Origin of the sequence: Rhizobium rhizoryzae, assembly GCF_011046895.1 — a bacterium.
GTDB lineage: Bacteria > Pseudomonadota > Alphaproteobacteria > Rhizobiales > Rhizobiaceae > Neorhizobium > Neorhizobium rhizoryzae.
Genome location: NZ_CP049250.1, coordinates 2,529,107 through 2,550,870 on the forward strand (window position 1 = coordinate 2,529,107; position 21,764 = coordinate 2,550,870).

The following is a 21,764-nucleotide window of genomic DNA, read 5'->3' on the forward strand; positions in this document are numbered from 1 at the left end:
CTCATGCTTCAATTTCCAGGATGGCGTCGATTTCTACAGCGGCGTTGAAGGGCAGAGCGGCCATACCCACCGCGGCCCGAGCATGTTTGCCCGGAGCACCGAGCACATTTGCGATGAGATTTGAGGCGCCGTTCATCACGATATGTTGTTCAGCGAAGCCAGGCGCGGAGGCGATGAAGCCGTTCAGCTTGAGCACTTGCCGGATACGGCTTAAATCTCCACCCAGTGCGGCCTTGGCTTGAGCGAGAATGTTGATGGCGCAGAGTTCAGCCGCGCGCTGGGCTGTCGGCACGTCGACTTCAGCGCCAACAAGCCCGGTTATCGCAATTTTTCCGCCTTCCATGGGCAATTGGCCCGAGATGTAGAGAGTGTTGCCGCTGATCGTGAAGGGCACGTAGTTCGCAGCTGGCGCGGCTGCTACGGGTAATTCGAACCCCAAATCCTTGAGCCGTGTTTCGATGGCTGCGGACATTTCATTCTCCTGTTTGATTGTAAAATTGACGCGATTCCGTCACACATGAAGGACGCACTGCTATTGTGGCGTACATATAACATCGTGGGCTGAGTCCCATAGGAGATTGTGGATGAACCGTTACGGCCTCGCTGGTGTTTTTTACGCCTCGACCCTGCTCTTTGCTCCCGGGGCAGCTCACGCTGGCGTCGAAACCGCACTTTCGCTCGTTCCCCATCGCGCAGTTTATGATTTGAAGTTGAAAGACCTGTCCGATCGATCCGGTATTGAAGGCATGTTCGGCCGCATGGTCTACGAGTTCACGGGGTCTGCCTGCAGCGGGTTCACGACCAATTTCCGCTTTGTCACCAAGATCGATACGGGCGAGGAACAGCGCGTCACCGACCAGCAGACGACAACCTTCGAGAATATCAAGGCACGTCAATTTCGCTTTGACACCAAGTCCTTCACGGATGAAAAGCTTGACAAGCAGGTGACCGGGGAGGCGACTGACGCAAAAACCAATCTTGCGATCTCACTTGCCAAGCCGGACAAGCGGGATGTGACGCTGACACCTTCCCAGTTCCCGACGGAGCATATGCTGGAGGTCATCGATCACGCCAAGCAGGGCAAGCGCTTTTTCGAGGCGCGTGTTTTTGACGGCTCAGAAGACGGAGACAAGAGTCTGCTGACATCCACGGTTGTCGGCGCGCAGCAGCAGCCGAAGTCCGATGATGAAGAGGCGCAGCTTGCTGGTGAATTCGCCAAGACACCGTACTGGCCAGTCACGATTGCCTATTACAACGAGGACGCCCAATCCGATTCTACGCCCGTCTACCGCATGTCGTTCAAGCTTTATGACAACGGCATCACGCGCGACCTTACCATGGACTATGGCGACTTCGTCCTTTCCGGCACGCTGTCAAAACTTGAGGTTCTGGGGAAGCCGGCGCAGGAAAAATGTAACTGACGTTAGGTTAGCGCACTGCCGTGTCTTACTTGCAGGTAAAGGTGCCACCCATCTTCGTGTCGAGTTGCTGGGTGCAGGTCGCTACCTTCTGCTTGATTTCGATCATCAGAGGTTTTTCTGATGATCGATAGCGGCACGCTAAGTTGAGCATTCGGCCCTCCTTGTAGACGGAACTCACTTGCCAGATCGCTTTCCCCTTGGTCGCATTTCCTGATGACTGGTCTGGCGCGAGCACCACGTTATCTGCCACCGGACCATCGAACAGCTCTATGGAAATCAGCGGATCCGATGCACGAACAGGACATGCTGCATCCGACGCATGGGCAAGCGAGGCTGCAAATACAGGTATAAAAGCCAGAACAATTACAGGTTTGTTCATTCTAATCGTCCCCAGCAAGTTTCTTAAGCAGACTGCAAAATTCCAGACTTGATGTCTATGGAGGCGAAGCAATCTCAGGAGCAGGGTCGTTAAAATATCGGTGCGGGTCTTGCAATTGGATGACAAGGCGGTTATGCGCACCTTCATTCCACACGCGAAGCTTGGGATTGGCCGGGAGAAATCCGGTCTGTTCCGCCGGTGGCTGTTTATGCAGCTGTTCGCTTCGCGGGGGTTAAACCGGAAACTAGGAGTATAAGGCATGGCATTGCCTGATTTCAGCATGCGTCAGCTTTTGGAAGCTGGCGTTCACTTCGGTCACCAGACACATCGCTGGAACCCGAAGATGAAGCCGTACATTTTCGGCGATCGTAACAACATCCACATCATCGATCTGGCGCAGACTGTTCCCATGCTGTCGCGCGCTCTGCAGGTGATTTCCGACACGGTTGCCCGTGGCGGCCGCGTTCTCTTTGTTGGCACCAAGCGTCAGGCGTCTGAACTGATCGCTGATTCTGCCAAGCGTTCTGCCCAGTATTACGTCAACTCCCGTTGGCTCGGCGGCATGATGACGAACTGGAAGACCATCTCCAACTCCATCCAGCGCCTGCGCAAGCTCGACGAAATCCTGAACTCCGAAGCCCAGGGCTTCACGAAGAAGGAGCGCCTGAACCTTGAGCGCGAGCGCGAGAAGCTGGAAAAGGCTCTCGGCGGTATCCGTGACATGGGCGGCACGCCGGACCTGATGTTCATCATCGATACCAACAAGGAAAAGATCGCTATCGACGAAGCCAAGCGCCTGGGTATCCCGGTCGTGGCCATCATCGACTCGAACTGCGATCCAGACCTCATCGACTACCCGATCCCGGGTAACGACGACGCTTCGCGTGCGATTTCGCTTTACTGTGACCTCGTTGCCCGCGCTGCAATCGACGGTCTTGCTCGCCAGCAGGGCGCTTCCGGTCGCGATATCGGCGCTTCTGCCGATGCTCCGATCGAGCCGGCTCTGGCTGAAGACGCTCAGGCGTAATTTGCCGGGGAGCTTCGGCTCTTCGGTTCATGATTTGAAGGTCGCCCTCGTGGCGGCCTTCATTCGAATGTAGACGCTCCGTGGCCGAATGCACGCTGTTGATAGCTTGATGCGCCGGAGTGCCATTCATAACGCTGTTATAGTCCCGAGTACATTCGTGCTCCAAATTGGCGCCGGTTCCTGATTCCAGCAGGCGCATCCGACAAATCGATAAGAGGCGAAAATGAGCGAAATCACAGCCGCAATGGTCAAGGAACTGCGCGAAAAGAGCGGCGCAGGCATGATGGACTGCAAGAAGGCGCTCGCCGAAACCAATGGCGACATGGAAGCCGCGATCGACTGGCTGCGCGCCAAGGGTATCGCCAAGGCTGACAAGAAGTCTGGCCGTACTGCTGCAGAAGGTCTCGTCGGCATTGCCAGCGCTGGCACCAGCGCCGTGGTTGTCGAAGTCAACTCCGAAACCGACTTCGTTGCCCGTAACGATGCGTTCCAGGATCTCGTCCGTGGCGTTGCTTCTGTTGCGCTGACGACTGATGGTTCTGTTGAGGCTGTTTCGGCTGCAACCTACCCAGCGACCGGCAAGTCCGTCACCGATACGATCAAGGACGCAATCGCCACCATCGGCGAAAACATGACGCTTCGCCGTTCTGCAAAGCTTTCGGTCGAAGACGGTGTGGTTGCGACCTACATCCACAACGCTGCTGCTGATTCGCTCGGCAAGCTGGGCGTTCTGGTTGCTCTCAAGTCGACCGGTAACAAGGATGTTCTGACAGCTATCGGCCGCCAGGTTGCCATGCACGTTGCCGCAACCAACCCGCTGGCTGTTCGCGCCGAGGAAGTCGACGCTGCCGTTGCCGAGCGTGAGCGTAACGTCTTCATCGAGCAGTCCCGCGCATCCGGCAAGCCGGACGCGATCATCGAGAAGATGGTTGAAGGCCGCATGCGCAAGTTCTTCGAAGAAGTCGCGCTTCTGTCGCAGGCATTCGTCATCAATCCTGACCTGACGGTTGCCGCTGCTCTCAAGGAAGCGGAAAAGGATGCCGGTGCGCCGATCGAAGTTACGGGCATCGTTCGTCTCCTGCTCGGCGAAGGCGTCGAGAAGGAAGAGACGGATTTCGCTGCAGAAGTTGCTGCGGCCGTTAAGCACTAAGCTTTCGTCCTAAAACCTGTAAAAGCCTGGGGCATCGCGTGACAATGCGATGCCCTTCGTGTATCCGGCATTCGGTGCGATCCTCGAAGGAGTTTCCATGTCTTCCACCCAACCCGTCTATAAACGTGTACTGCTGAAGGTCTCTGGTGAGGCGCTGATGGGCAGTCAGGGCTTTGGCATTGACGTCACTGTCGCCGATCGTATTGCCGCCGACATTGCCGAGGCCGTCTCCATGGGAGTTGAAGTCGGCGTGGTCGTAGGCGGAGGCAACATTTTCCGCGGCGTGGCTGTTGCGTCCAAGGGTGGAGATCGCGTCACTGGCGATCACATGGGCATGTTGGCGACTGTGATCAATGCGCTGGCGCTGGCGACGTCGCTACGCAAGCTCAATATCGAAACGGTGGTTCTCTCTGCGATCGCGATGCCAGAGATCTGTGAAAGCTTCTCACAGCGGCGCACGCTTCATCATTTGGAGCAGGGCCGCGTGGTGATTTTTGCCGGCGGAACGGGCAACCCCTTCTTTACGACCGATTCGGCTGGCGCGCTCAGAGCCGCCGAAATCGGTGCACAGGCTATTTTCAAGGGTACGCAGGTAGATGGTATCTATTCTGCCGATCCGAAAAAGGACCCGAATGCTTCTCGTTTCGACAGACTGACGCACAGCGAAGTGCTGGAGAAGGGACTGGCCGTCATGGACGTAGCCGCCGTGGCTCTGGCGCGTGAGAACAGTATTCCAATCATCGTGTTCTCGATCCACGAGAAGGGCGGTTTCGGCCAAATCTTGACGGGTGGTGGCCTGAAGACCATCGTAACCGATAACTGACATCAGGCGCGGTCAGGATGCCGCGACAGCAAGAAGAATGGAGTGTATGATGAGCGGAACGGATCTCAACGATCTCAAGCGTCGTATGGACGGCGCCATTGCAGCATTCAAGAGCGATATTGCGTCCTTGAGAACAGGCCGTGCTTCGGCAAACATTCTGGATCCGGTCACCGTGGAGGCCTATGGCTCGCGTGTTCCGCTGAATCAGGTCGCCAACATCAGCGTTCCAGAGCCGCGTATGCTATCGGTTTCCATCTGGGACAAGACGATGGTCGGGGCGGTGGACCGTGCTGTCCGGGAATCCCACCTTGGACTGAACCCGATCGTCGACGGCCAGACACTGCGCATTCCGCTGCCGGAACTGAATGAAGAGCGCCGCAAGTCGCTCGTGAAAGTGGCACATGATTACGCCGAAAAGGCAAAGGTTGCCGCTCGCCACGTTCGCCGCGACGGTATGGAAGCTCTGAAGAAGGCTGAGAAGGACGGCGTCATCGGTCAGGACGACAGCCGTGCACAGTCTGAAAAAGTGCAGAAGATGACGGATGATACGATTTCCGAAGTAGATCGCTTGCTTGCTGACAAGGAAAAGGAAATCATGCAGGTTTAAATCCCCTGCTGCGCTCACCGGTTGAATCGGCACGAAATGAACGGATATTCCATGAATAGTGGCTCGACGCCGAATGTGCCGAAGCACGTTGCCATCATTATGGATGGCAACGGTCGCTGGGCCAAGGAGAGGGGCCTGCCACGGACCGTTGGACATACCAAAGGTGTGGAAGCCGTTCGTCGTGCGGTCGAAGTGGCCGGTGACTATGGCATACGCTATCTGACCTTGTTCGCGTTTTCGTCAGAAAACTGGAGCCGGCCGGAAGCAGAGGTTTCTGACCTTCTCGGGCTTCTGAGACGGTTCATCCGACGCGACCTCGCTGAGCTGCATAAATCCAATGTTCGGATCAAGGTCATCGGTGATCGCGAGAACCTGAAGGGCGATATTCTGCCGCTTTTGATTGAGGCCGAGGATACCACACGTGGCAATTCCGGCCTCACATTGATCATTGCTTTCAATTATGGGGCGCGCGACGAACTGACGCGTGCGGCCCGTCGTCTCGCGAATATGGTCGAAGCAGGAGAGCTGGCATCACAGGATATCACTGAACATCACCTTGCATCACAGTTGGATACGTTCGGAATTCCTGATCCTGACCTGATCATTCGAACCAGCGGCGAGGAGCGCCTCTCGAACTTTTTGCTCTGGCAGGCCGCCTATGCCGAGTTGGTTTTTCTGCCCGGTTATTGGCCTGATTTCGGCCGCGAGATGTTCGATGAGGCCCTGCGAATCTTCGCTGCGCGCGATCGTCGCTTTGGCGGCCTGTCCGAAAGTACAACCGCGGTGGTAGGGTGATGTCGTCTGAACTGAAGAAGCGAATTGTCTCGGCCATCGTTTTGGCAGTCGGTTCGTTGTGGGCGACATGGATGGGCGGATTGGCCTTCGACATCCTTTCGGCCGTGATCATGATCTCGATCTACTACGAGTGGTCTACGATGACCGGCCTGTCGGCACGGCATTACCCTTCCTACGCCTTCGGTTGGTTCGCGATCGCTCTCCTCTCCTTGAATTTGATCGTGGGTGATCCGGCTCTCGGCGTTCCCCTGCTTGCTGGTCTCACCATGACCGCATTGATTTTGCTCTATCTGAGAGATTGCAGCGGTTGGTTTCCGGGTGGTATCTTCTACGCAGGCCTCAGTGGCATTTCGTTGGCCGCAATACGTGGAAGTGATGCCACAGGTTTCGTTGCGATGATCTATGTCTTCGCGATCGTTTGGGCGACTGACATTCTCGCATTCTTTGTTGGACGCGCCATTGGCGGGAAGAAACTGGCGCCACGCATTTCGCCCGGGAAGACCTGGTCTGGTGCCATTGGCGGGACCGTATCCGGGGTGATTGCCGGAGGCGCTGTGTCGTTTTCCTTCTTTCCCCAGCTGAGTTTCCGGACGCTGGGCCTCGCGCTCCTGCTGTCCATTGCCAGTCAAATCGGCGATCTCTTCGAGTCGTTCATCAAGCGTCGCTTCGGTGTGAAGGACTCCAGCCATCTGATTCCCGGTCACGGTGGAGTGATGGACCGGGTTGACGGCCTCGTTTTCGCCGGTTTCACAGCTTTTCTTCTTGCGGTGATCCATGCGGCGTGGTCTGACGCAGGTGGTACATCAGTTGCAGCTTTCGTATTTGGCTTGTAAATTCAGCCGGATCTTGCGCGGAGGATAAAATGGCCATCTTTGGCTTCATTACCGGCTATTTGATTCCATTTATTCTTGTGCTGTCGTTGCTCGTCTTCGTCCATGAGATGGGGCACTATCTCGTTGGTCGCTGGAGCGGTATCCGAGTCACCGCATTTTCCATCGGCTTTGGCCCGGAACTCATCGGCTTCAATGACAAGCACGGCACCCGCTGGAAAATCTCCGCGATCCCATTGGGCGGCTATGTCAAGTTCTGGGGCGATGAGGATGCTTCGAGCCGACCTGATTTCGACGGCCTTGATCATCTGACGGAGGCGGAGCGCGCCCAGACACTTGGCGGAGCCAAGCTCTGGAAGCGTGCTGCAACGGTTGCTGCCGGTCCGATTGCGAATTTTCTCCTGGCAATCGTCATTTTCGCCATCCTGTTCGGTGTCTACGGACGATCCGTATCCGATCCCGTTGTTTCAGAAGTGCGCGCGGACAGTGCCGCGTCCGCCGCTGGAATCTTGCCGGGAGATCGCCTCGTCGCGCTGGATGGATCTGCGATCAAGACATTCGATGACGTTCGCCGCTACGTCAGTATACGCCCGGAAACACCGGTCATTGTGACCATCGAGCGCAACGGCCAGCGCCAAGACATTCCTCTGGTGCCGAAGCGGACCGAACTCACCGACCAGTTCGGCAACAAGGTCGAAATGGGTTTGATCGGCGTCGTGACAAACGAGCAGAGCGGTAACTTCCGCCGTGTCCAGTACACACCGATTGAGGCGGTGAAAGAAGGTGTGATCGAAACCGGGCAGATCATTTCCGGCACGTTCCGCTACATCGGAAATCTTGTTACCGGTCGCATGAAGGCAGATCAGCTTGGTGGTCCGGTGCGGGTGGCGCAGGCATCCGGTCAGATGGCGACTCTCGGAATTGCCGCAGTGATACAACTCGCCGCCGTCCTGTCCGTTTCAATCGGTTTGCTCAATCTCATGCCGGTTCCGGTACTTGATGGTGGTCACCTTGTGTTCTATGCCATTGAGGCCATTCGTGGAAAACCACTTGGGGCGGGTGCACAAGAGATTGCGTTTCGTATCGGACTGGCTATGGTTCTGAGCCTGATGGTATTTGCGACGTGGAACGACATCAGCAATCTCATAGGCTGAGGGCGTTCGAGGAAAGAGTCTGTTTACCTTGTTTGCAAGTCGCCGTGTCGATTGAGACACTGCTTGCAAGGAAGTAAATAGAAATTAACGGGAAACCTTGCTTGTAGGGTAAAAGCAGGTAAAACGACACACGTGGCCGGAGTCGGGTTACCGCCCGCCGAGGGACAACGGGAAAAGGTAAGAATTGAAATGAAAGCTGGTTCAAAGTTTTTGAACGCAGTGTCGGCGTTTGCGCTGTCTGCTGGTGTTGTCGTGTCGGGCGCAAGCGTTGTGGTGCTTGCATCGCCTTTGGCGGCTGAAGCCGCTGTGATTCAGCGCATTGATGTGCGGGGCGCCCAGCGGACTGGCCAGGAGGCTGTCCGTTCAAATCTTACCATCCGTCCAGGGGTCGCGTTTTCCAATTCGGACATTGATGAGTCGGTTAAGCGCCTGTACGCAACCGGCTACTTCTCTGACGTGAAGATTTCCGTTTCGGGCGGGACTCTGGTGGTTTCGGTCAATGAGAGCCGCCTGGTCAATCAGGTTGTTTTCAACGGCAACCGCAAGATCAAGGATGACAAGCTCCAGGCAGTCGTGCAGACACAGCCGCTTGGACCATACTCTGATGCAATCATCCAGGCGGATATTCAGCGCCTCAAGGAAGCCTATACGTCGATCGGTCGTAGCGATGTACAGATCACGACCCAGACGGCTCCAGTCGGACAGGGTCGAGTGAACTTGGCTTTCGTGATCAACGAAGGCGAGCGCACGAAGATCTCCTCAATCAATTTTGTCGGTAATCAGGCTTACGGCGACCGTCGTCTTCACGATGTGCTGGTCACGAAGGAAAGCGGCCCGCTTTCGTTCATCACGCGTAAGGATGTCTACTCCGATGACAAGCTGCGTGCTGATGAAGAGGCACTTCGCCAGTTCTACTATAATCACGGTTATCCAGACTTCCGCGTCGTCTCTTCCAATGCTGTGCTTGATGAGTCGAAGAACGAGTACACAATTACGTTCACCGTCGAAGAGGGCGCGCGCTACAATTTCGGCAATGTAGCTGTCGAATCAACCGTCAGCGGTATCAGTGGCGAGGAGTTGCAGGGTCTGGTACAGACCAAGAGCGGCAACACATACAACGCCAAGGAAATCCAGAAGACGATGGAGGCGATCTCCAAAAAGGTCGCTAGCGCAGGTTATCCGTTCGCGCGTGTTACGCCGCGCGGTGATCGTAATTTCCAGACGAACACCGTTGGTGTGACCTACCTGGTGGATCAGGGTGAGCGCGCTTACGTTGAGCGTATCGATATTCGCGGCAACACGCGTACACGTGACTATGTCATTCGTCGCGAATTCGACCTGAGCGAAGGCGATGCCTTCAATCAGACAATGATCACGCGTGCCAAGCGCCGCCTGGAGGCTCTAGGTTACTTCGGTAAGGTCAATATTTCTACGCAGCAGGGCTCGTCTCCTGATCGCGTCGTGATCGTTGTCGATGTTGAGGATCAGGCAACCGGTTCGTTTGGTATTGGTGCAGGTTATGCGGCCAATGACGGTGTCGTTCTTGAAGCCTCAGTCGAGGAAAAGAACTTCCTGGGTCGCGGTCAGTACATTCGTGTCGCTGCCGGTGGTGGTCAGGATAGCTCGCGCACCTACTCCTTGAACTTCACTGAACCTTACTTCCTTGGCTATCGCCTTGCTGCTGGCTTTGACGTTTTCAAGAGCCAGACCTCTTCGAACGACTATTATACCTACGAAGAGCAGGGCTTTACGCTGCGTGTGACGGCCCCCATAACCGAAGAACTGGCGACGACATTCCGGTATAACTACAAGGAAATCCAGTATAGCGGTGATGGCGACTGGAAGACGAGCCTGTCGCGTCCGTATCTGGATCTCGTGAATGGCGGTACCTATGTCCAGTCGTCCGTTTCGCAGACGCTGACATACAACACGCTGGATAGCATGACGCTCCCGCGTCAGGGCATCTATGCAACGGTTACGCATGAATATGCCGGTCTCGGTGGCGATTCCGAGTTCTACAAGATCTATGGTCGCGCTCGTTACTTCCACACGCTTTCGGATGAAATGGACCTCATCGGTCAGTTGTCTGTTGGTGCCGGCCATGTTGTTGCAACAGGCGACAAGCTGAATGTGTTTGACCAGTTTACGCTGGGCGGCCGTCAGGTTCGCGGTTTCGAGAACGATGGTATCGGTCCTCGTATGCGCAATGGTGACACGATCGGTGGTACGACTTACTTCACTGCTTCTGCGGAAGTGACGGCTCCGTTGCCGGTTGTTCCGGAAGACTTTGGTCTGCGCGCAGCATTTTTCGCAGATGCGGGTACGCTTTACGGCAACGAAGTTGCCAATACAGCCGGTATCCAGGGTACGAGCTCTGCATGGCGCGCATCTGTGGGCGCAGGCATCACCTGGGCCTCTCCGTTCGGAGCTCTGCGCTTCGACTACGCGGTTCCGGTCATGAAGGAAGACTACGATCAGGAACAGCGCTTCCGCTTCAGCATGGCGAACCAGTTCTGATCTTCTCGGCCCTCGAAAGAGGGCCGATTGCTCTTCGGGAGCTTGACTTCATGGATAGACATTCTTTCTTTCCGCCTTCTGAGGCGTTCAGTTTGCGCGAGCTCGCAAACCGGTGTCAGGCTGAACTCGTGGATGAAGGTTCTGGTAGCTCGATCATCAGGGGTGTTTCGCCTGTTTATCGTGCCAAGGAAGGCGATGTTTGCTTCATTGCATCCAGGAAGTACCGGGCCGAACTGGAAACCTGTGCTGCCACCGCCATCATCTGCGGCTCAGGACTTGAGGGTTATGTGCCAGCCGGAATTTCCATTCTGCGTGCGACGTCGCCCCAAACCTCATTTGCGTTGATGGCTTCGCTTTTGTATCCAGCGGCATTGCGGCCGACGCAGGTTCAAACATCGGGCATTTCGCCATCTGCCCATGTTGATCCGACCGCGCGTCTTGAGGCGGATGTTAGCATTGAGCCATTCGCCGTCATTGGTGCTGGCGTTGAGATTGGAGCTGGCACGCATATTGGTTCTAGCGTGACCATCGGACCCGGCGTCAAGATTGGTCGGGGCTGTTCTATTGCGTCCAATGTTACGCTTGCCTGCACCTTTATCGGCAACAACGTGATCATTCACTCTGGCGCTCGCATCGGACAGGACGGATTCGGCTTTGCGCCCAGTGCAACCGGCATGGTGAAGATCGTTCAGATTGGCCGTGTGATCATTCAGGACAATGTCGAAATTGGCGCCAACACAACAATTGATCGTGGTGCGATGGATGATACGGTTATTGGCGAGGGCACCAAGATCGATAATCTCGTTCAGATCGGCCATAATGTGCGGGTCGGCCGGCATACGGCGATGGCGAGTGGTGTCGGGGTTGCAGGGTCGACGGTGATCGGCAGTGGAGTCCAAATAGGCGGTGCTGCTGGGGTTAACGGACATATTTCCATCGGTGATGGTGCCCAGATAGCGGGAATGAGCGGCGTGATTACACCCGTTCCTGCCGGTGCAAAATATGGTGGAATGCCTGCGCGTCCCCTGGGCGATTTTTTGCGAGAATCGGCGGAGATCATGGTGCGTGCCGAAGGTCGCTTGAAGAAGAAGGGTGAAAATAATGGCTGAAGAGTCGCAGCACGTGCTGGATTCAGTCGACATCATGGAACTGATGGAGCTCTTGCCTCATCGCTATCCGTTTCTCCTTGTTGATAAGATCGTTGATATCAATGGTGACGATAGCGCAGTTGGTATCAAGAATGTCACGGTCAACGAGCCTCATTTTCAGGGGCACTTTCCGACTCGACCCATAATGCCCGGCGTCTTGATCGTGGAAGCTATGGCGCAAACGGCTGGCGCCATCTGTGCGCGGAAGCAGGGTGCTGGCGGCAATCTCGTCTACTTCATGACAATTGACAATGCTCGCTTCCGTAAGCCGGTTGTTCCTGGCGACCGCGTTGAAATCCGGGTTCAGAAGCAGAAACAGCGTGGTAACATCTGGAAGTTCCACTGCGATGCTCTGGTTGACGATGTGCTCGTCGCCGAAGCAGATATCGGCGCCATGATGCGCCCGAAGGAAGCTGAATGAGTTCGATAGCTTCAAGTGCACGTATTCACCCGCTCGCTGTTGTCGAGGATGGCGCAGTCATTGGTGAGAACGTTGTTGTCGGTCCCTTTTCAAGAGTGGGCTCGCGCGTTGTCCTGAAAGATGGCGTTCACATCATTTCGAATGCCGTGGTCGACGGATTTACGGAAGTTGGCGCCGACTGCCGTATCCATCCGATGGCCGTTATCGGTGGTGTTTCGCAGAGCCTGCATGAAGCCGGTGAGGATTCGAAACTTGTCATCGGAGCGCGTTGCACGATTCGTGAAGGCGTAACGATGAATTCCGGTACCGTGGGTGGCGGTGGCATAACGAGCGTCGGAGATGACTGCCTGTTTCTCGCCAATTCGCATGTTGCCCACGATTGCCGTCTCGGCAACAATATCATCCTGTCCAACAATGTCATGCTTGCTGGGCACGTCATTGTGGGAGATCGCGCTATCCTGAGCGGTGGATGTGCAGTGCACCAATTCACGAGAATTGGCAGGCAGGCCTTTATTGGTGGGCTTTCTGCGGTCAACTACGATGTCATTCCCTATGGAATGTTGAACGGCAATCCCGGAATTCTGGGCGGCCTTAACGTTGTGGGGATGACGCGTGCAGGCATAGAGCGGGCCGTCATCCACAAGGTGCGGCGAGCCTACAAAGATATTTTCGAGGCTGAGGGCTCCGTTCGCAGCAATGCCGCTGCGTTGCGGAACGACTATCTGGACTGCCCTGAGGCGCTCGAGGTGGTTGACTTCATCTGTGCCGAGAGTGATCGCGCCATTTCGTCTCCGTATCGCGGGAAGGCTTGAGCCGGTGTCTATGGTCGGTGGTGGAGGCCAAAAAGGTAGGCTCGCCATCATAGCAGGGCGTGGTTTCCTCCCTCTGTATGTGGCCGAGGCAGCGCGCCGAGCGCAGGATGATCCCTATATCATCGCGCTCAGCAACGAAGCGGATGCTGACTTTTCGGGCTTCTCCACTCAAATTGCAGGCATTGGCGATGCGCGCCTGATTGAGCAGATCGTCCGGCGCGAAGGGATCGGCCGCGTTGTCATGTCTGGCGGTGTTCACAAGAGGCCAGATTGGGGCAGTATTCACCCGACGTTGCGGGTGGTTTTTCGCTTGCCTTCGATTGTGAGGACGCTGATCAACGGCGGAGATGACGCTGTCCTGCGGATGGTCATCGGCATCTTTGAGGGCATGGGTTGCCGTGTTTGCGGCGTCCATGAAATTGCCCCTGATCTTCTTGCGCAAACCGGGTTGCTACATGGTCCAGCTTTGACGGATCAGGATCGGATAGACATCAAGGCCGGAGTAGATGCAGCAAGCGCTCTCGGTCGGCTGGATATCGGGCAGGGGGCTGTTTGCGTTGGTGGCCGTATCATCGCCCTGGAGGGTGCAGAGGGCACGGACTCAATGCTTTCCCGTGTCGCTGACCTGCGTCGATCAGGACGCATATCCCAACGGAAGAAGGGTGTGCTTGTAAAACTCTGCAAGCCTCAGCAGGATCTGCGTGCAGATCTTCCAACGATTGGTCCGTCGACGATTGCAGCACTCTCGGCCGCGGGTCTGGCAGGGGTTGCCGTTGAGGCAGGGCGCTCGCTGATTGTCGAGCGGGCTGCGGCTGGGGAACTTGCTGAGCAACATGGTCTTTTCATCGCTGGCGTTGATCTGGGATTGGATGGGTTGGGACTGCCGTGAACGGAAGAGAACTCAAGGTCGCGGTGGTTGCGGGTGAAGTGTCTGGGGATCTCCTCGCTGCCGATCTCATGCATTATCTGCGTGCAGAACACGGCGGCACGATCGAACTCGTGGGGGTTGGCGGGGATGCGCTGGAGGCACAAGGGCTCCGGTCCTTCTTTGACTATTCTGAACTTTCCATCATGGGAATAACGCAGGTTCTGAAGCGGTTGCCGCAGCTTCTGCGCCGCATACGGCAGACTGCCGACAGAATTGCTGAAGCCAGGCCTGACCTGCTGGTCATTGTCGATAGTCCAGACTTCACCCATCGTGTCGCCAAACATGTCCGCGCGAAACTGCCGGGCTTGCCCATCGTGAATTATGTCTGTCCAAGCGTGTGGGCCTGGAAAGAGTACCGTGCCAAGGCGATGCTGGGGTATGTCGATCATGTGCTGGCTGTCCTGCCCTTTGAACCACAGGAGATGGTTCGCCTGGGTGGACCGAAGACAACGTTTATCGGCCATCGATTGACCGCTGATCCGAACGTGAAGCGCGTGCGTGAGCAGCGCCAGATTTTGGCAGAAAATCAAGTCACTGGTCACGGCTCCGGTCCCTGTGTTCTGCTTTTGCCGGGGTCGCGGTCGACCGAGATCAAGGGCCTGATGCCAATTCTCAAGGACACGGCCGACCTCATCCGTAGTCGTAATCCGTCGGCGACCTTTCTTCTTCCAACGGTTTCGCGTCAACATGCTCTCGTCGAATCGCTGCTTGCGGGCTGGAGCGTTAAGCCAACGGTCACGCGGACTCCGCAGGAGAAATGGGACGCTTTTGCCAAGGCGGATATGGCTCTTGCCGCCTCTGGGACCGTGACGCTGGAGCTTGCACTGTGCGGTGTCCCAACCGTTTCCATGTACAAGACGGATCTGTTGATGCAGCTGTTTCTGTCACGGATCAAGGTGTGGTCAGCCGCCTTGCCTAATCTCATCGCGGACAAACCTGTCATTCCGGAACACCTGAATGATCTTTTACGCCCTGGCTACTTTGCGCGCTGGGCGGAGGTGCTGTCGCGCGACACGCCCCAATTGCGGGCAATGCAGAGCGGGTTCGACGAAGTCTGGGCGAAGCTTGCGACCGACACTCCTCCGGGTCTCGCCGGAGCCAGAGTTGTACTGGATCTGCTCGCAAAGCAAAACAAGCTTCCTGTTTGACCTTGTGCCGGGTCGAAGTTCCGCGGGAATTTCACATCGTTTGTTCCTCAGATCAGAAGCTCCAATGACAAAAAAGCCCGCCATTCGATCGAATGGCGGGCTTTTTCTCATGTCAGATGCGCCGTTCAGCGCTTGGACAGCGGCAGGTAGTCGCGCTTCGGCGCGCCGGTGTAGAGCTGGCGCGGACGACCGATGCGCTGCTGCGGATCTTCGATCATTTCCGCCCACTGAGCGATCCAGCCCACTGTACGGGCCAGTGCGAAGAGCACCGTAAACATGGTGGTGGGAAAGCCCATGGCCTTCAGCGTGATGCCGGAATAGAAGTCGATGTTCGGGTAGAGCTTCTTCTCGATGAAGTACTCGTCCGTCAATGCGATCTTTTCCAGTTCCATCGCGACCTGCAGCAGCGGATCGTCCGAATGGCCAAGTTCCGCCAGCACTTCATGCGTGGTCTTCTGCATGATCTTGGCGCGCGGATCGTAGTTCTTGTACACGCGGTGTCCAAAGCCCATCAGGCGGAACGGATCGTTCTTGTCCTTCGCGCGAGCGATGAATTCGGGAATACGGTCCGGAGTGCCGATTTCCTGAAGCATGTTGAGCGCTGCCTCGTTCGCGCCACCGTGTGCAGGACCCCAGAGGCAGGCAATGCCAGCAGCGATACAGGCGAACGGGTTAGCACCAGACGAACCGGCGAGGCGAACCGTCGAGGTCGAAGCGTTCTGCTCGTGATCAGCATGAAGGATGAAAATCCGGTCCATGGCGCGGGCGAGGACAGGGTTAACCTTGTATTCCTCGCACGGTACGGCAAAGCACATACGCAGGAAGTTCGAGGCATAATCGAGATTGTTTTGCGGATACACGAAGGGCTGGCCGATGTGGTACTTATAGGCCATTGCAGCAATCGTCGGCATCTTTGCGATCATGCGCAGAGATGCAACCATACGCTGATGCGGGTCCGTGATATCCGTCGAGTCGTGATAAAAGGCGGAAAGGGCGCCAACAGTGCCGACCATGACGGCCATTGGGTGAGCGTCACGGCGGAAGCCGGTGAAGAAACGGCTCATCTGCTCATGCACCATCGTGTGATGGGTTACACGGTGGTCGAAATCCTTCTTCTGAGCAGCTGTTGGCAGTTCGCCGTAGAGCAGCAGGTAGCAGGTTTCCAGGAAGTCGCCATGCTCTGCGAGTTGTTCGATCGGGTAGCCGCGATGCAGAAGTACGCCTTCATCGCCATCGATGAAGGTGATCTTGGATTCGCAGGATGCAGTCGACGTAAAGCCGGGATCGTAGGTGAAGGTGCCGGTGTTCTTGTAGAGCGCGCCAATGTCCAGAACGTCCGGCCCGATCGTGCCCTTGCGCACCGGAAGGTCAACCTTCTTATCGCCTAGTCCAAGATGTGCATTTGTGTCCGTCATACTGATCCTCCGATGGGCGGAACGGCGCAGGACGCGCCAGGAAAAACTGAAGCTGTGCAATTAGCTATATGATCTCGCAGCCCCTGCCAAGCGCTCGACATGATGTTTTGTGCACCGCGAAAGTAGGGCTTAACGACCTCATGTCGAGACAGTAAAGAGGGTGTCCCGCGAATATGTTGAATTAAATCGATCCAATACAGATTTAGCCAACAAGTTTGGTTTGACGCCGATTGACGCGCTCGTTCACCACATGCAGTCTGCCCTTCATATTTAACTTAGCAAGCGATTTTCAAGGCAGCATATAGTGGATCGGGCACTTGTTGGGCGTGCATTCTTACGTTTTCGCCGCCCTAGAGAGGCGACTCAAGTCTGGGTGCACTTGGCCGATGCATCTCGGGAGAAGACCGCCTCGCCACAACTCCCAACGCGTCCGTCATCGAATGACCGCTATAAGCCGCCGCCTGCTGTTGAAAGCAAGAAACCGTGGTACCAGCGTATATGGGCCGAAGAGGTGTCTTTTGGACACGTTTTCCTTTTTCTGCCCGTCGCTCTGGGCACCGGTGCGGCAATCTGGTTTGCACTTCCGTTTGAACCTCCTTTGGTCCAACTCTGGTCAGCCTGCCTCCTTCTTGCTGCGGCATGTCTGTTGGGGCGAGCGGGCTATCAAAAGCTGTCACTTGCTGCTGCCATTCCCGGTCTTCTGGCAGGGGGGATGCTGCTCGCCAGATTCGAATCCGACCGGCTTGCGACAATCATTCTCGATAGCCCGGTCACGACGACTGTGACCGGAGTTGTCGAGCGTCGCGAAGCTGTCGGCGACCAGCGTTGGCGCTACGTCCTCAACATCCTGGAGACCTCTGGACCGAAGCTGAAGCGCGCCCCTGAACGTGTGGCGCTGATCGTGCGCGGCAAGACAGACCCTTTGCAGACCGGCGCTGTCGTGCGGGGGCGCGCGCGATTGACGCCGCCGTCAGGGCCGGCGCTTCCCGGTTTGAGCGATTTCAGCTTTCCGGCCTATTTCGACGGCATTGGTGCAACGGGCTTTTTCTACGGCAGCCCCGAGATACTGGGTGCTCGGGAAGCAATAGGGGTTTGGCAACAGGCCGTGCAGTTTGCCTTCGCATTGCGCAGCTATGTTGGCGATCGTATTCGGCAACTTAATCCCGGCGATGAGGGGGCATTTGCGGCTGCCATCGTAACGGATGAGCGACGAGCGATTTCGCCAACGGTCGTGGAGGCTCTCAGATCATCTGGGCTAGCCCATATCGTCGCCATATCCGGCCTGAACATGGCGCTCGCTGCGGGAATCTTTTTTGTCGGCCTACGAACCGTGCTCGTTATGCTGCCGGGCGTTTCAGCGCGTTTACCTGTCAAAAAAGTCAGCGCATTCGGTGCGCTTCTGATGGTGACGGCCTATTATTGCATCTCCGGTTTCGGCGTATCAGCTGAACGAGCATACATCATGATGGCGATTCTTCTGATTGCCATCCTCTTCAACCGCCCTTCGTTGAGTATGCACAACATCGCCCTGGCGGCGTTGGTGATCATCGTTCTTCACCCATCCAGTGTCATGGGCGCCAGTTTCCAGATGTCGTTTGCTGCGACTGCTGCTCTGCTTGCCTGCTATCGCATCTGGGCTGATCGCGCTCATGAGTCCGATCAGGCGCTCGTTTCCGGCATTTCATTTCGTAGCCTTTTGTCCGGCGTCTCTCGGGTTCTGGGCGGGACGTTGATGACATCCCTGATCGGAGGATTGGCAACTGCGGTCTTTTCCATTGCGCATTTCAATCAGCTGACTGCCTATGGCCTCGCTGCCAATCTTGCGACCATGCCCATCATCTCCCTCATTGTCATGCCTTCGGGACTCATCGGCATGCTTCTGATGCCCTTCGGGCTCGATCAACCGTTCTTCATGATCATGTCTCTTGGCTTGAAGCTGGTAATCGCGGTGGCCCTGGAGGTGGCCTCCTGGGGCGGAAATATAGAAACGGGGCGTGCCGCAAGCTGGCTCTTGCCTGTTGCCACCGCCGGTCTCATCATCTTCTCGCTCTTGCGGACACGACTGCGATGGTTTGGCCTCGTCATTCTTGTGGCTTCCGTGTGTGTCAACGGACTGATGGAGCCGTCCAGGCCTGATCTCGTAATTGCAGAGGATGGAAGAATGGTGGCGCTCTTGAGTGGGACGTCGGCATCCGTCACGACCGAAAGACCATCCGAGTTCGTATTCAAACAATGGAAGAACGCGCTGGGCCTTGAGGAACTTGTGATGCCAGCCGTGACGAGGGTAGATGTGGGTAAGCGCGAGGCGGCACCAGAATCAAACGGGCCAGTAACAGGAACGGTTTCAGGGAAGACACCGCGTCATGCATTGACGAGCAAAGAGATCGCGCTCATCGACAGAGCATTGGCAATAGACCAGTTGCCGCCGCTTCAAATGCCGCGCTTCTCTTGCGTCAAAAATCTGATTTGCATCGGACGCAGTCCATCAGGTGCCAGAGTTACGATCGTGAGTGACACACGCCTCACAGGATATGCGTGCGACAAGTCTGACATCGTCGTCGTATCCGGCTCGCCCTTTACACAATGCCGCTCTGGTGCGTTGCTCCTGACGGGTTCAAAACTGAAGCAGACAGGCTCCATTGAAATTTGGTTTAACGGTCAGCCTCATCCAGGTTCCTGGATGCTGGAGTCTGCGCTTCAGGGCAACGAAAGACCTTGGCAGTTGCACCGTCTTTACGACTGGCGAACCAACACATTCCAGCAGTTGGACGACGATCCTATCCGTCGACTTCGGGTTCAGTGATAGCGCCGAATGAGGCCCACCAGCTTGCCCTGTACCTTGACACGGTCTGGCGGGAAGATGCGCGTTTCGTAAGCGGGGTTCGCAGCTTCGAGCGCAATCGATGCGCCTTTGCGGCGGAAACGCTTCAACGTCGCTTCCTCGTCGTCCACAAGTGCTACCACGATATCGCCGGGGCTGGCTGTCGCGCCGTTTCGAATGATTACGGTGTCGCCGTCCAGGATCCCTGCCTCGATCATCGAATCACCCTTGACCTCGAGCGCGTAGTGTTCTCCCGGCCCAAGCATTTCCAATGGAACGCTGATGGCATGGGTATTGTTCTGAATCGCAGAGATCGGCACGCCAGCGGCGATGCGCCCCATGACAGGAACCGATGCGGACTGGCTATCCTCTTCTGCGGGTTTTGACTGCACCGGAGCAGGTGAAGGCGGCTGCACTTTGCCAAGCGATCCCTCGATGACGCTTGGCGAAAAGCCGCGTTTGGGTGTCGCAGGCGTTGCACCGAAGGGCTCGGGCAGCTTGATAACCTCCAGCGCCCGGGCGCGGTTGGGCAGCCGACGGATAAAGCCTCTTTCTTCAAGAGCAGTGATCAAGCGGTGAATTCCCGACTTGGAGGCGAGATCCAGAGCATCTTTCATCTCGTCAAATGACGGCGGCACGCCCGACTCCTTCATCCGTGCATGAATGAAAAGAAGCAGTTCCTGCTGTTTACGTGTCAACATGCGTCGTCATCCTGTTGGGAAACAAATCCAGAACAGACACTATCTGTTCCATATGTGTTCCGCAAGAGGTTCACGGCAAATATAGCTTGCAGAAACACATGGATAATGGTGGGTTGCAGGCCGTGTTACCGACAGGAGCTTCTTTTTTGACTACTCCGAACATCGATCATCTGGTCTTGCCGGTCGAATCGCTGGTTGGCGCGCGCAAGCGTTGGCAGGAGCTTGGCTTTACCGTGGCGCCGGACGCGTTCCATCCTTTCGGCACGTCCAATGCCTGTGTCTTTTTCAGCGACGGAACCTATCTTGAGCCACTTGCCGTTCAAGATGAGGCTCTCGCAGGCCAGAGCATTACTGCAGGAAACTGCTTCGTCGAAAAAGATCGTACGTTTCGGCAAGCCGGAGCTCGTGAAGGTTTTTCTGCTTTTGTTTTGCGTTCGACGGATGCGGTGACGGATGATGAACGCTTCCGGCAATCCGGGATCAGCGCCGGGAATCGCCTGGACTTTTCGCGTACGGTCGTTGATGAGAACGGTAGCGCTTCGGTTGCCAGCTTTCGACTGGCCTTTGCCGATCTCGATTCCTCGAGCTTCTTCGCTTTCACGTGCCAACGAGTGAATGCGGCATTACCAACTGCGGGGCCGTCCGTAGAGCATAGAAATGGTGCGCTCGGACTTGGCGCTCTCTTCCTCGCCACAGAGGGGTCAAGGGGAATTGAAAATCTGGCAACGATGCTTGGCGTTCACGTGCAGGAAAAGGATCACAAGTATGTGTTCCCGCTGGGCAATTGTGACGTCGAGGTCGCGATGGAAATTGCCCCCGAATTAGACCACACTCCAAGGTATCCCACAGGTCTCCGCGGGATCGGCATTCGGTTCCGCGTCAGGAACATTGCAGAAACCCGCTCTGTGCTACAGGAAGCATCAATTCCGCATCAGAGCAGCGGCGAGCGCCTGATCATCGCGCCGGCGCAAGGACAGGGATGCATTGTGGAATTTGTTCAGGCCTGATGTGCACGATTGGCGAGGCCTTAGTGAAATGAACCCTGCGCAAGTCAAGACGCTCCCGATATCAACGACCGTGGCTGCGAAGGGTGCATCGCTTCTCCGGGTTGAAGAGCTTGATCAGCATCTCCTAGGATACGACAGCGCGACACAGGCGCTTGATGTCTGGTGCGAGTTGCGAGGCTTCCAACGACGTACCAAGACCCAAGCGAAACGGGTGAGCGCCAATGCAGTGTTACCCTCCAAATCAGTTTACACCGCTCTCGGTCTAAGTGATGGCGAGGAAATCGAGTATCGCAAGGTTCAGCTGATGCGCGATGGACTTGTTCTTTCCGAGGCTCACAACTGGTATCGGCCAGACGCGCTGACCATCCAGATGAAAGAGTGTTTGGCTCAAACAAATGTGCCGTTTGGCCGGGTTGTGCAGGCTTTGCAGTTTACCCGGAGAACATTGCAGAGCGAAATCCTCTGGTGTCCACCAGAACCCATGCCGTACTTCGTTCTTCGACATCACGCGGTCCTGCACAAGCCGGATTCGATGCCCTTCAGCTTCGTTATCGAGACCTATACGCACCATTTGCTGCTCGATCGAACGAGGTGAGAGTGGCATCCATTTCCACTGGTGACAGTTACACGCTCGACTGTTATGCACCGCGCGAGCGCATC

Annotated in this window: 21 protein-coding genes; 17 read left to right on the top strand and 4 right to left on the bottom strand. The window is 56.2% G+C overall.

Translation table 11 applies throughout. The annotated features are described in order from the left end of the window. Window position 1: 1 nt before the first annotated feature. Entirely contained in the window at window positions 2-472 is a 471-nt protein-coding gene (locus G6N80_RS18015) for a RidA family protein (protein WP_062554370.1), read from the bottom strand. A 112-nt stretch (window positions 473-584) separates the two neighbouring features. On the opposite strand from G6N80_RS18015, the gene G6N80_RS18020 reads away from it, so the two are divergent. Next, the gene (locus tag G6N80_RS18020; protein ID WP_062554371.1) at window positions 585-1,421 is read left to right on the top strand and encodes a cell envelope integrity EipB family protein; all 837 of its coding nucleotides are present in this window, start codon (window positions 585-587) and stop codon (window positions 1,419-1,421) included. 25 nt (window positions 1,422-1,446) lie between these two features. On the opposite strand, the gene G6N80_RS18025 is transcribed toward G6N80_RS18020, so the two are convergent. Beyond that, window positions 1,447-1,800: an STY0301 family protein gene (locus tag G6N80_RS18025; protein WP_165135833.1), complete on the bottom strand. Its 354-nt coding sequence runs from the start codon at window positions 1,798-1,800 to the stop codon at window positions 1,447-1,449. 259 nt (window positions 1,801-2,059) lie between these two features. Here G6N80_RS18025 and rpsB point away from each other — a divergent pair, with 259 nt between their 5' ends. The 13 genes from rpsB (at window position 2,060) to lpxB (ending at window position 15,160) form a co-directional block, all read left to right on the top strand. Next, on the top strand, window positions 2,060-2,827 hold the full coding sequence (rpsB, locus tag G6N80_RS18030; protein ID WP_062554373.1) for a 30S ribosomal protein S2: 768 nt from the start codon (window positions 2,060-2,062) through the stop codon (window positions 2,825-2,827). Between the two features lie 223 nt (window positions 2,828-3,050). After that, on the top strand, window positions 3,051-3,977 hold the full coding sequence (gene tsf, locus G6N80_RS18035) for a translation elongation factor Ts (RefSeq protein WP_062554374.1): 927 nt from the start codon (window positions 3,051-3,053) through the stop codon (window positions 3,975-3,977). A gap of 97 nt (window positions 3,978-4,074) precedes the next feature. Continuing rightward, window positions 4,075-4,800 (top strand): UMP kinase, encoded by a 726-nt coding sequence (pyrH, locus tag G6N80_RS18040; RefSeq protein ID WP_062554790.1) that lies wholly within the window; start codon window positions 4,075-4,077, stop codon window positions 4,798-4,800. A 49-nt stretch (window positions 4,801-4,849) separates the two neighbouring features. Further along, window positions 4,850-5,407 carry a ribosome recycling factor gene (gene frr, locus G6N80_RS18045; protein WP_183898006.1) on the top strand — a complete coding sequence of 186 codons (558 nt, stop codon included), beginning with the start codon at window positions 4,850-4,852 and terminating at the stop codon, window positions 5,405-5,407. 51 nt (window positions 5,408-5,458) lie between these two features. After that, window positions 5,459-6,202 (top strand): isoprenyl transferase, encoded by a 744-nt coding sequence (locus G6N80_RS18050; RefSeq protein WP_062554791.1) that lies wholly within the window; start codon window positions 5,459-5,461, stop codon window positions 6,200-6,202. Further along, window positions 6,202-7,035, top strand: coding sequence for a phosphatidate cytidylyltransferase (locus G6N80_RS18055; RefSeq protein ID WP_062554376.1), 834 nt, complete (start codon window positions 6,202-6,204; stop codon window positions 7,033-7,035). The genes G6N80_RS18050 and G6N80_RS18055 overlap by 1 nt, the downstream gene beginning before the upstream one ends. 29 nt (window positions 7,036-7,064) lie before the next feature. After that, window positions 7,065-8,186 carry an RIP metalloprotease RseP gene (gene rseP / locus G6N80_RS18060; RefSeq protein ID WP_062554377.1) on the top strand — a complete coding sequence of 374 codons (1,122 nt, stop codon included), beginning with the start codon at window positions 7,065-7,067 and terminating at the stop codon, window positions 8,184-8,186. A gap of 189 nt (window positions 8,187-8,375) precedes the next feature. After that, complete coding sequence (bamA, locus tag G6N80_RS18065) at window positions 8,376-10,703, top strand: outer membrane protein assembly factor BamA (protein WP_062554378.1); 2,328 nt, start codon at window positions 8,376-8,378, stop codon at window positions 10,701-10,703. Window positions 10,704-10,753: 50 nt separating this feature from the next. Beyond that, complete coding sequence (gene lpxD / locus G6N80_RS18070) at window positions 10,754-11,812, top strand: UDP-3-O-(3-hydroxymyristoyl)glucosamine N-acyltransferase (protein ID WP_165135837.1); 1,059 nt, start codon at window positions 10,754-10,756, stop codon at window positions 11,810-11,812. Next, the gene (gene fabZ / locus G6N80_RS18075; RefSeq protein WP_062554380.1) at window positions 11,805-12,272 is read left to right on the top strand and encodes a 3-hydroxyacyl-ACP dehydratase FabZ; all 468 of its coding nucleotides are present in this window, start codon (window positions 11,805-11,807) and stop codon (window positions 12,270-12,272) included. Before lpxD ends, fabZ begins: the two co-directional genes overlap by 8 nt. Beyond that, entirely contained in the window at window positions 12,269-13,084 is an 816-nt protein-coding gene (gene lpxA, locus G6N80_RS18080; protein WP_165135840.1) for an acyl-ACP--UDP-N-acetylglucosamine O-acyltransferase, read from the top strand. Before fabZ ends, lpxA begins: the two co-directional genes overlap by 4 nt. A 10-nt stretch (window positions 13,085-13,094) precedes the next feature. Beyond that, window positions 13,095-13,973 carry an LpxI family protein gene (locus tag G6N80_RS18085; RefSeq protein ID WP_165137167.1) on the top strand — a complete coding sequence of 293 codons (879 nt, stop codon included), beginning with the start codon at window positions 13,095-13,097 and terminating at the stop codon, window positions 13,971-13,973. After that, on the top strand, window positions 13,970-15,160 hold the full coding sequence (gene lpxB, locus G6N80_RS18090) for a lipid-A-disaccharide synthase (protein ID WP_165135843.1): 1,191 nt from the start codon (window positions 13,970-13,972) through the stop codon (window positions 15,158-15,160). The genes G6N80_RS18085 and lpxB overlap by 4 nt, the downstream gene beginning before the upstream one ends. A 125-nt stretch (window positions 15,161-15,285) precedes the next feature. Here lpxB and gltA read toward each other — a convergent pair whose 3' ends face one another. Continuing rightward, window positions 15,286-16,575: a citrate synthase gene (gene gltA / locus G6N80_RS18095; RefSeq protein ID WP_062554384.1), complete on the bottom strand. Its 1,290-nt coding sequence runs from the start codon at window positions 16,573-16,575 to the stop codon at window positions 15,286-15,288. A 511-nt stretch (window positions 16,576-17,086) separates the two neighbouring features. Between gltA and G6N80_RS18100 the strand changes: the two genes are divergently transcribed. After that, window positions 17,087-19,378, top strand: coding sequence for a ComEC/Rec2 family competence protein (locus G6N80_RS18100; protein ID WP_246251435.1), 2,292 nt, complete (start codon window positions 17,087-17,089; stop codon window positions 19,376-19,378). Here the strand turns inward: G6N80_RS18100 and lexA are convergent. Then, the gene (lexA, locus tag G6N80_RS18105; RefSeq protein WP_165135849.1) at window positions 19,372-20,097 is read right to left on the bottom strand and encodes a transcriptional repressor LexA; all 726 of its coding nucleotides are present in this window, start codon (window positions 20,095-20,097) and stop codon (window positions 19,372-19,374) included. The two genes, G6N80_RS18100 and lexA, sit on opposite strands and share 7 nt — an antisense overlap. A 98-nt stretch (window positions 20,098-20,195) precedes the next feature. Here lexA and G6N80_RS18110 point away from each other — a divergent pair, with 98 nt between their 5' ends. After that, on the top strand, window positions 20,196-21,104 hold the full coding sequence (locus tag G6N80_RS18110) for a VOC family protein (protein ID WP_165135852.1): 909 nt from the start codon (window positions 20,196-20,198) through the stop codon (window positions 21,102-21,104). 28 nt (window positions 21,105-21,132) lie between these two features. Further along, complete coding sequence (locus tag G6N80_RS18115; protein ID WP_165135857.1) at window positions 21,133-21,699, top strand: hypothetical protein; 567 nt, start codon at window positions 21,133-21,135, stop codon at window positions 21,697-21,699. Window positions 21,700-21,764 lie beyond the last annotated feature (65 nt).

Excerpts from the sequence above, each read along its gene's own strand:
- G6N80_RS18015 (WP_062554370.1), bottom strand. The coding sequence starts at position 472 with ATGTCCGCAGCCATCGAAACACGGCTCAAGGATTTGGGGTTCGAATTA.
- G6N80_RS18020 (WP_062554371.1), top strand. The coding sequence starts at position 585 with ATGAACCGTTACGGCCTCGCTGGTGTTTTTTACGCCTCGACCCTGCTC.
- G6N80_RS18025 (WP_165135833.1), bottom strand. The coding sequence starts at position 1,800 with ATGAACAAACCTGTAATTGTTCTGGCTTTTATACCTGTATTTGCAGCC.
- rpsB (WP_062554373.1), top strand. The coding sequence starts at position 2,060 with ATGGCATTGCCTGATTTCAGCATGCGTCAGCTTTTGGAAGCTGGCGTT.
- tsf (WP_062554374.1), top strand. The coding sequence starts at position 3,051 with ATGAGCGAAATCACAGCCGCAATGGTCAAGGAACTGCGCGAAAAGAGC.
- pyrH (WP_062554790.1), top strand. The coding sequence starts at position 4,075 with ATGTCTTCCACCCAACCCGTCTATAAACGTGTACTGCTGAAGGTCTCT.
- frr (WP_183898006.1), top strand. The coding sequence starts at position 4,850 with ATGAGCGGAACGGATCTCAACGATCTCAAGCGTCGTATGGACGGCGCC.
- G6N80_RS18050 (WP_062554791.1), top strand. The coding sequence starts at position 5,459 with ATGAATAGTGGCTCGACGCCGAATGTGCCGAAGCACGTTGCCATCATT.
- G6N80_RS18055 (WP_062554376.1), top strand. The coding sequence starts at position 6,202 with ATGTCGTCTGAACTGAAGAAGCGAATTGTCTCGGCCATCGTTTTGGCA.
- rseP (WP_062554377.1), top strand. The coding sequence starts at position 7,065 with ATGGCCATCTTTGGCTTCATTACCGGCTATTTGATTCCATTTATTCTT.
- bamA (WP_062554378.1), top strand. The coding sequence starts at position 8,376 with ATGAAAGCTGGTTCAAAGTTTTTGAACGCAGTGTCGGCGTTTGCGCTG.
- lpxD (WP_165135837.1), top strand. The coding sequence starts at position 10,754 with ATGGATAGACATTCTTTCTTTCCGCCTTCTGAGGCGTTCAGTTTGCGC.
- fabZ (WP_062554380.1), top strand. The coding sequence starts at position 11,805 with ATGGCTGAAGAGTCGCAGCACGTGCTGGATTCAGTCGACATCATGGAA.
- lpxA (WP_165135840.1), top strand. The coding sequence starts at position 12,269 with ATGAGTTCGATAGCTTCAAGTGCACGTATTCACCCGCTCGCTGTTGTC.
- G6N80_RS18085 (WP_165137167.1), top strand. The coding sequence starts at position 13,095 with ATGGTCGGTGGTGGAGGCCAAAAAGGTAGGCTCGCCATCATAGCAGGG.
- gltA (WP_062554384.1), bottom strand. The coding sequence starts at position 16,575 with ATGACGGACACAAATGCACATCTTGGACTAGGCGATAAGAAGGTTGAC.
- lexA (WP_165135849.1), bottom strand. The coding sequence starts at position 20,097 with ATGTTGACACGTAAACAGCAGGAACTGCTTCTTTTCATTCATGCACGG.
- G6N80_RS18110 (WP_165135852.1), top strand. The coding sequence starts at position 20,196 with ATGGATAATGGTGGGTTGCAGGCCGTGTTACCGACAGGAGCTTCTTTT.
- G6N80_RS18115 (WP_165135857.1), top strand. The coding sequence starts at position 21,133 with ATGAACCCTGCGCAAGTCAAGACGCTCCCGATATCAACGACCGTGGCT.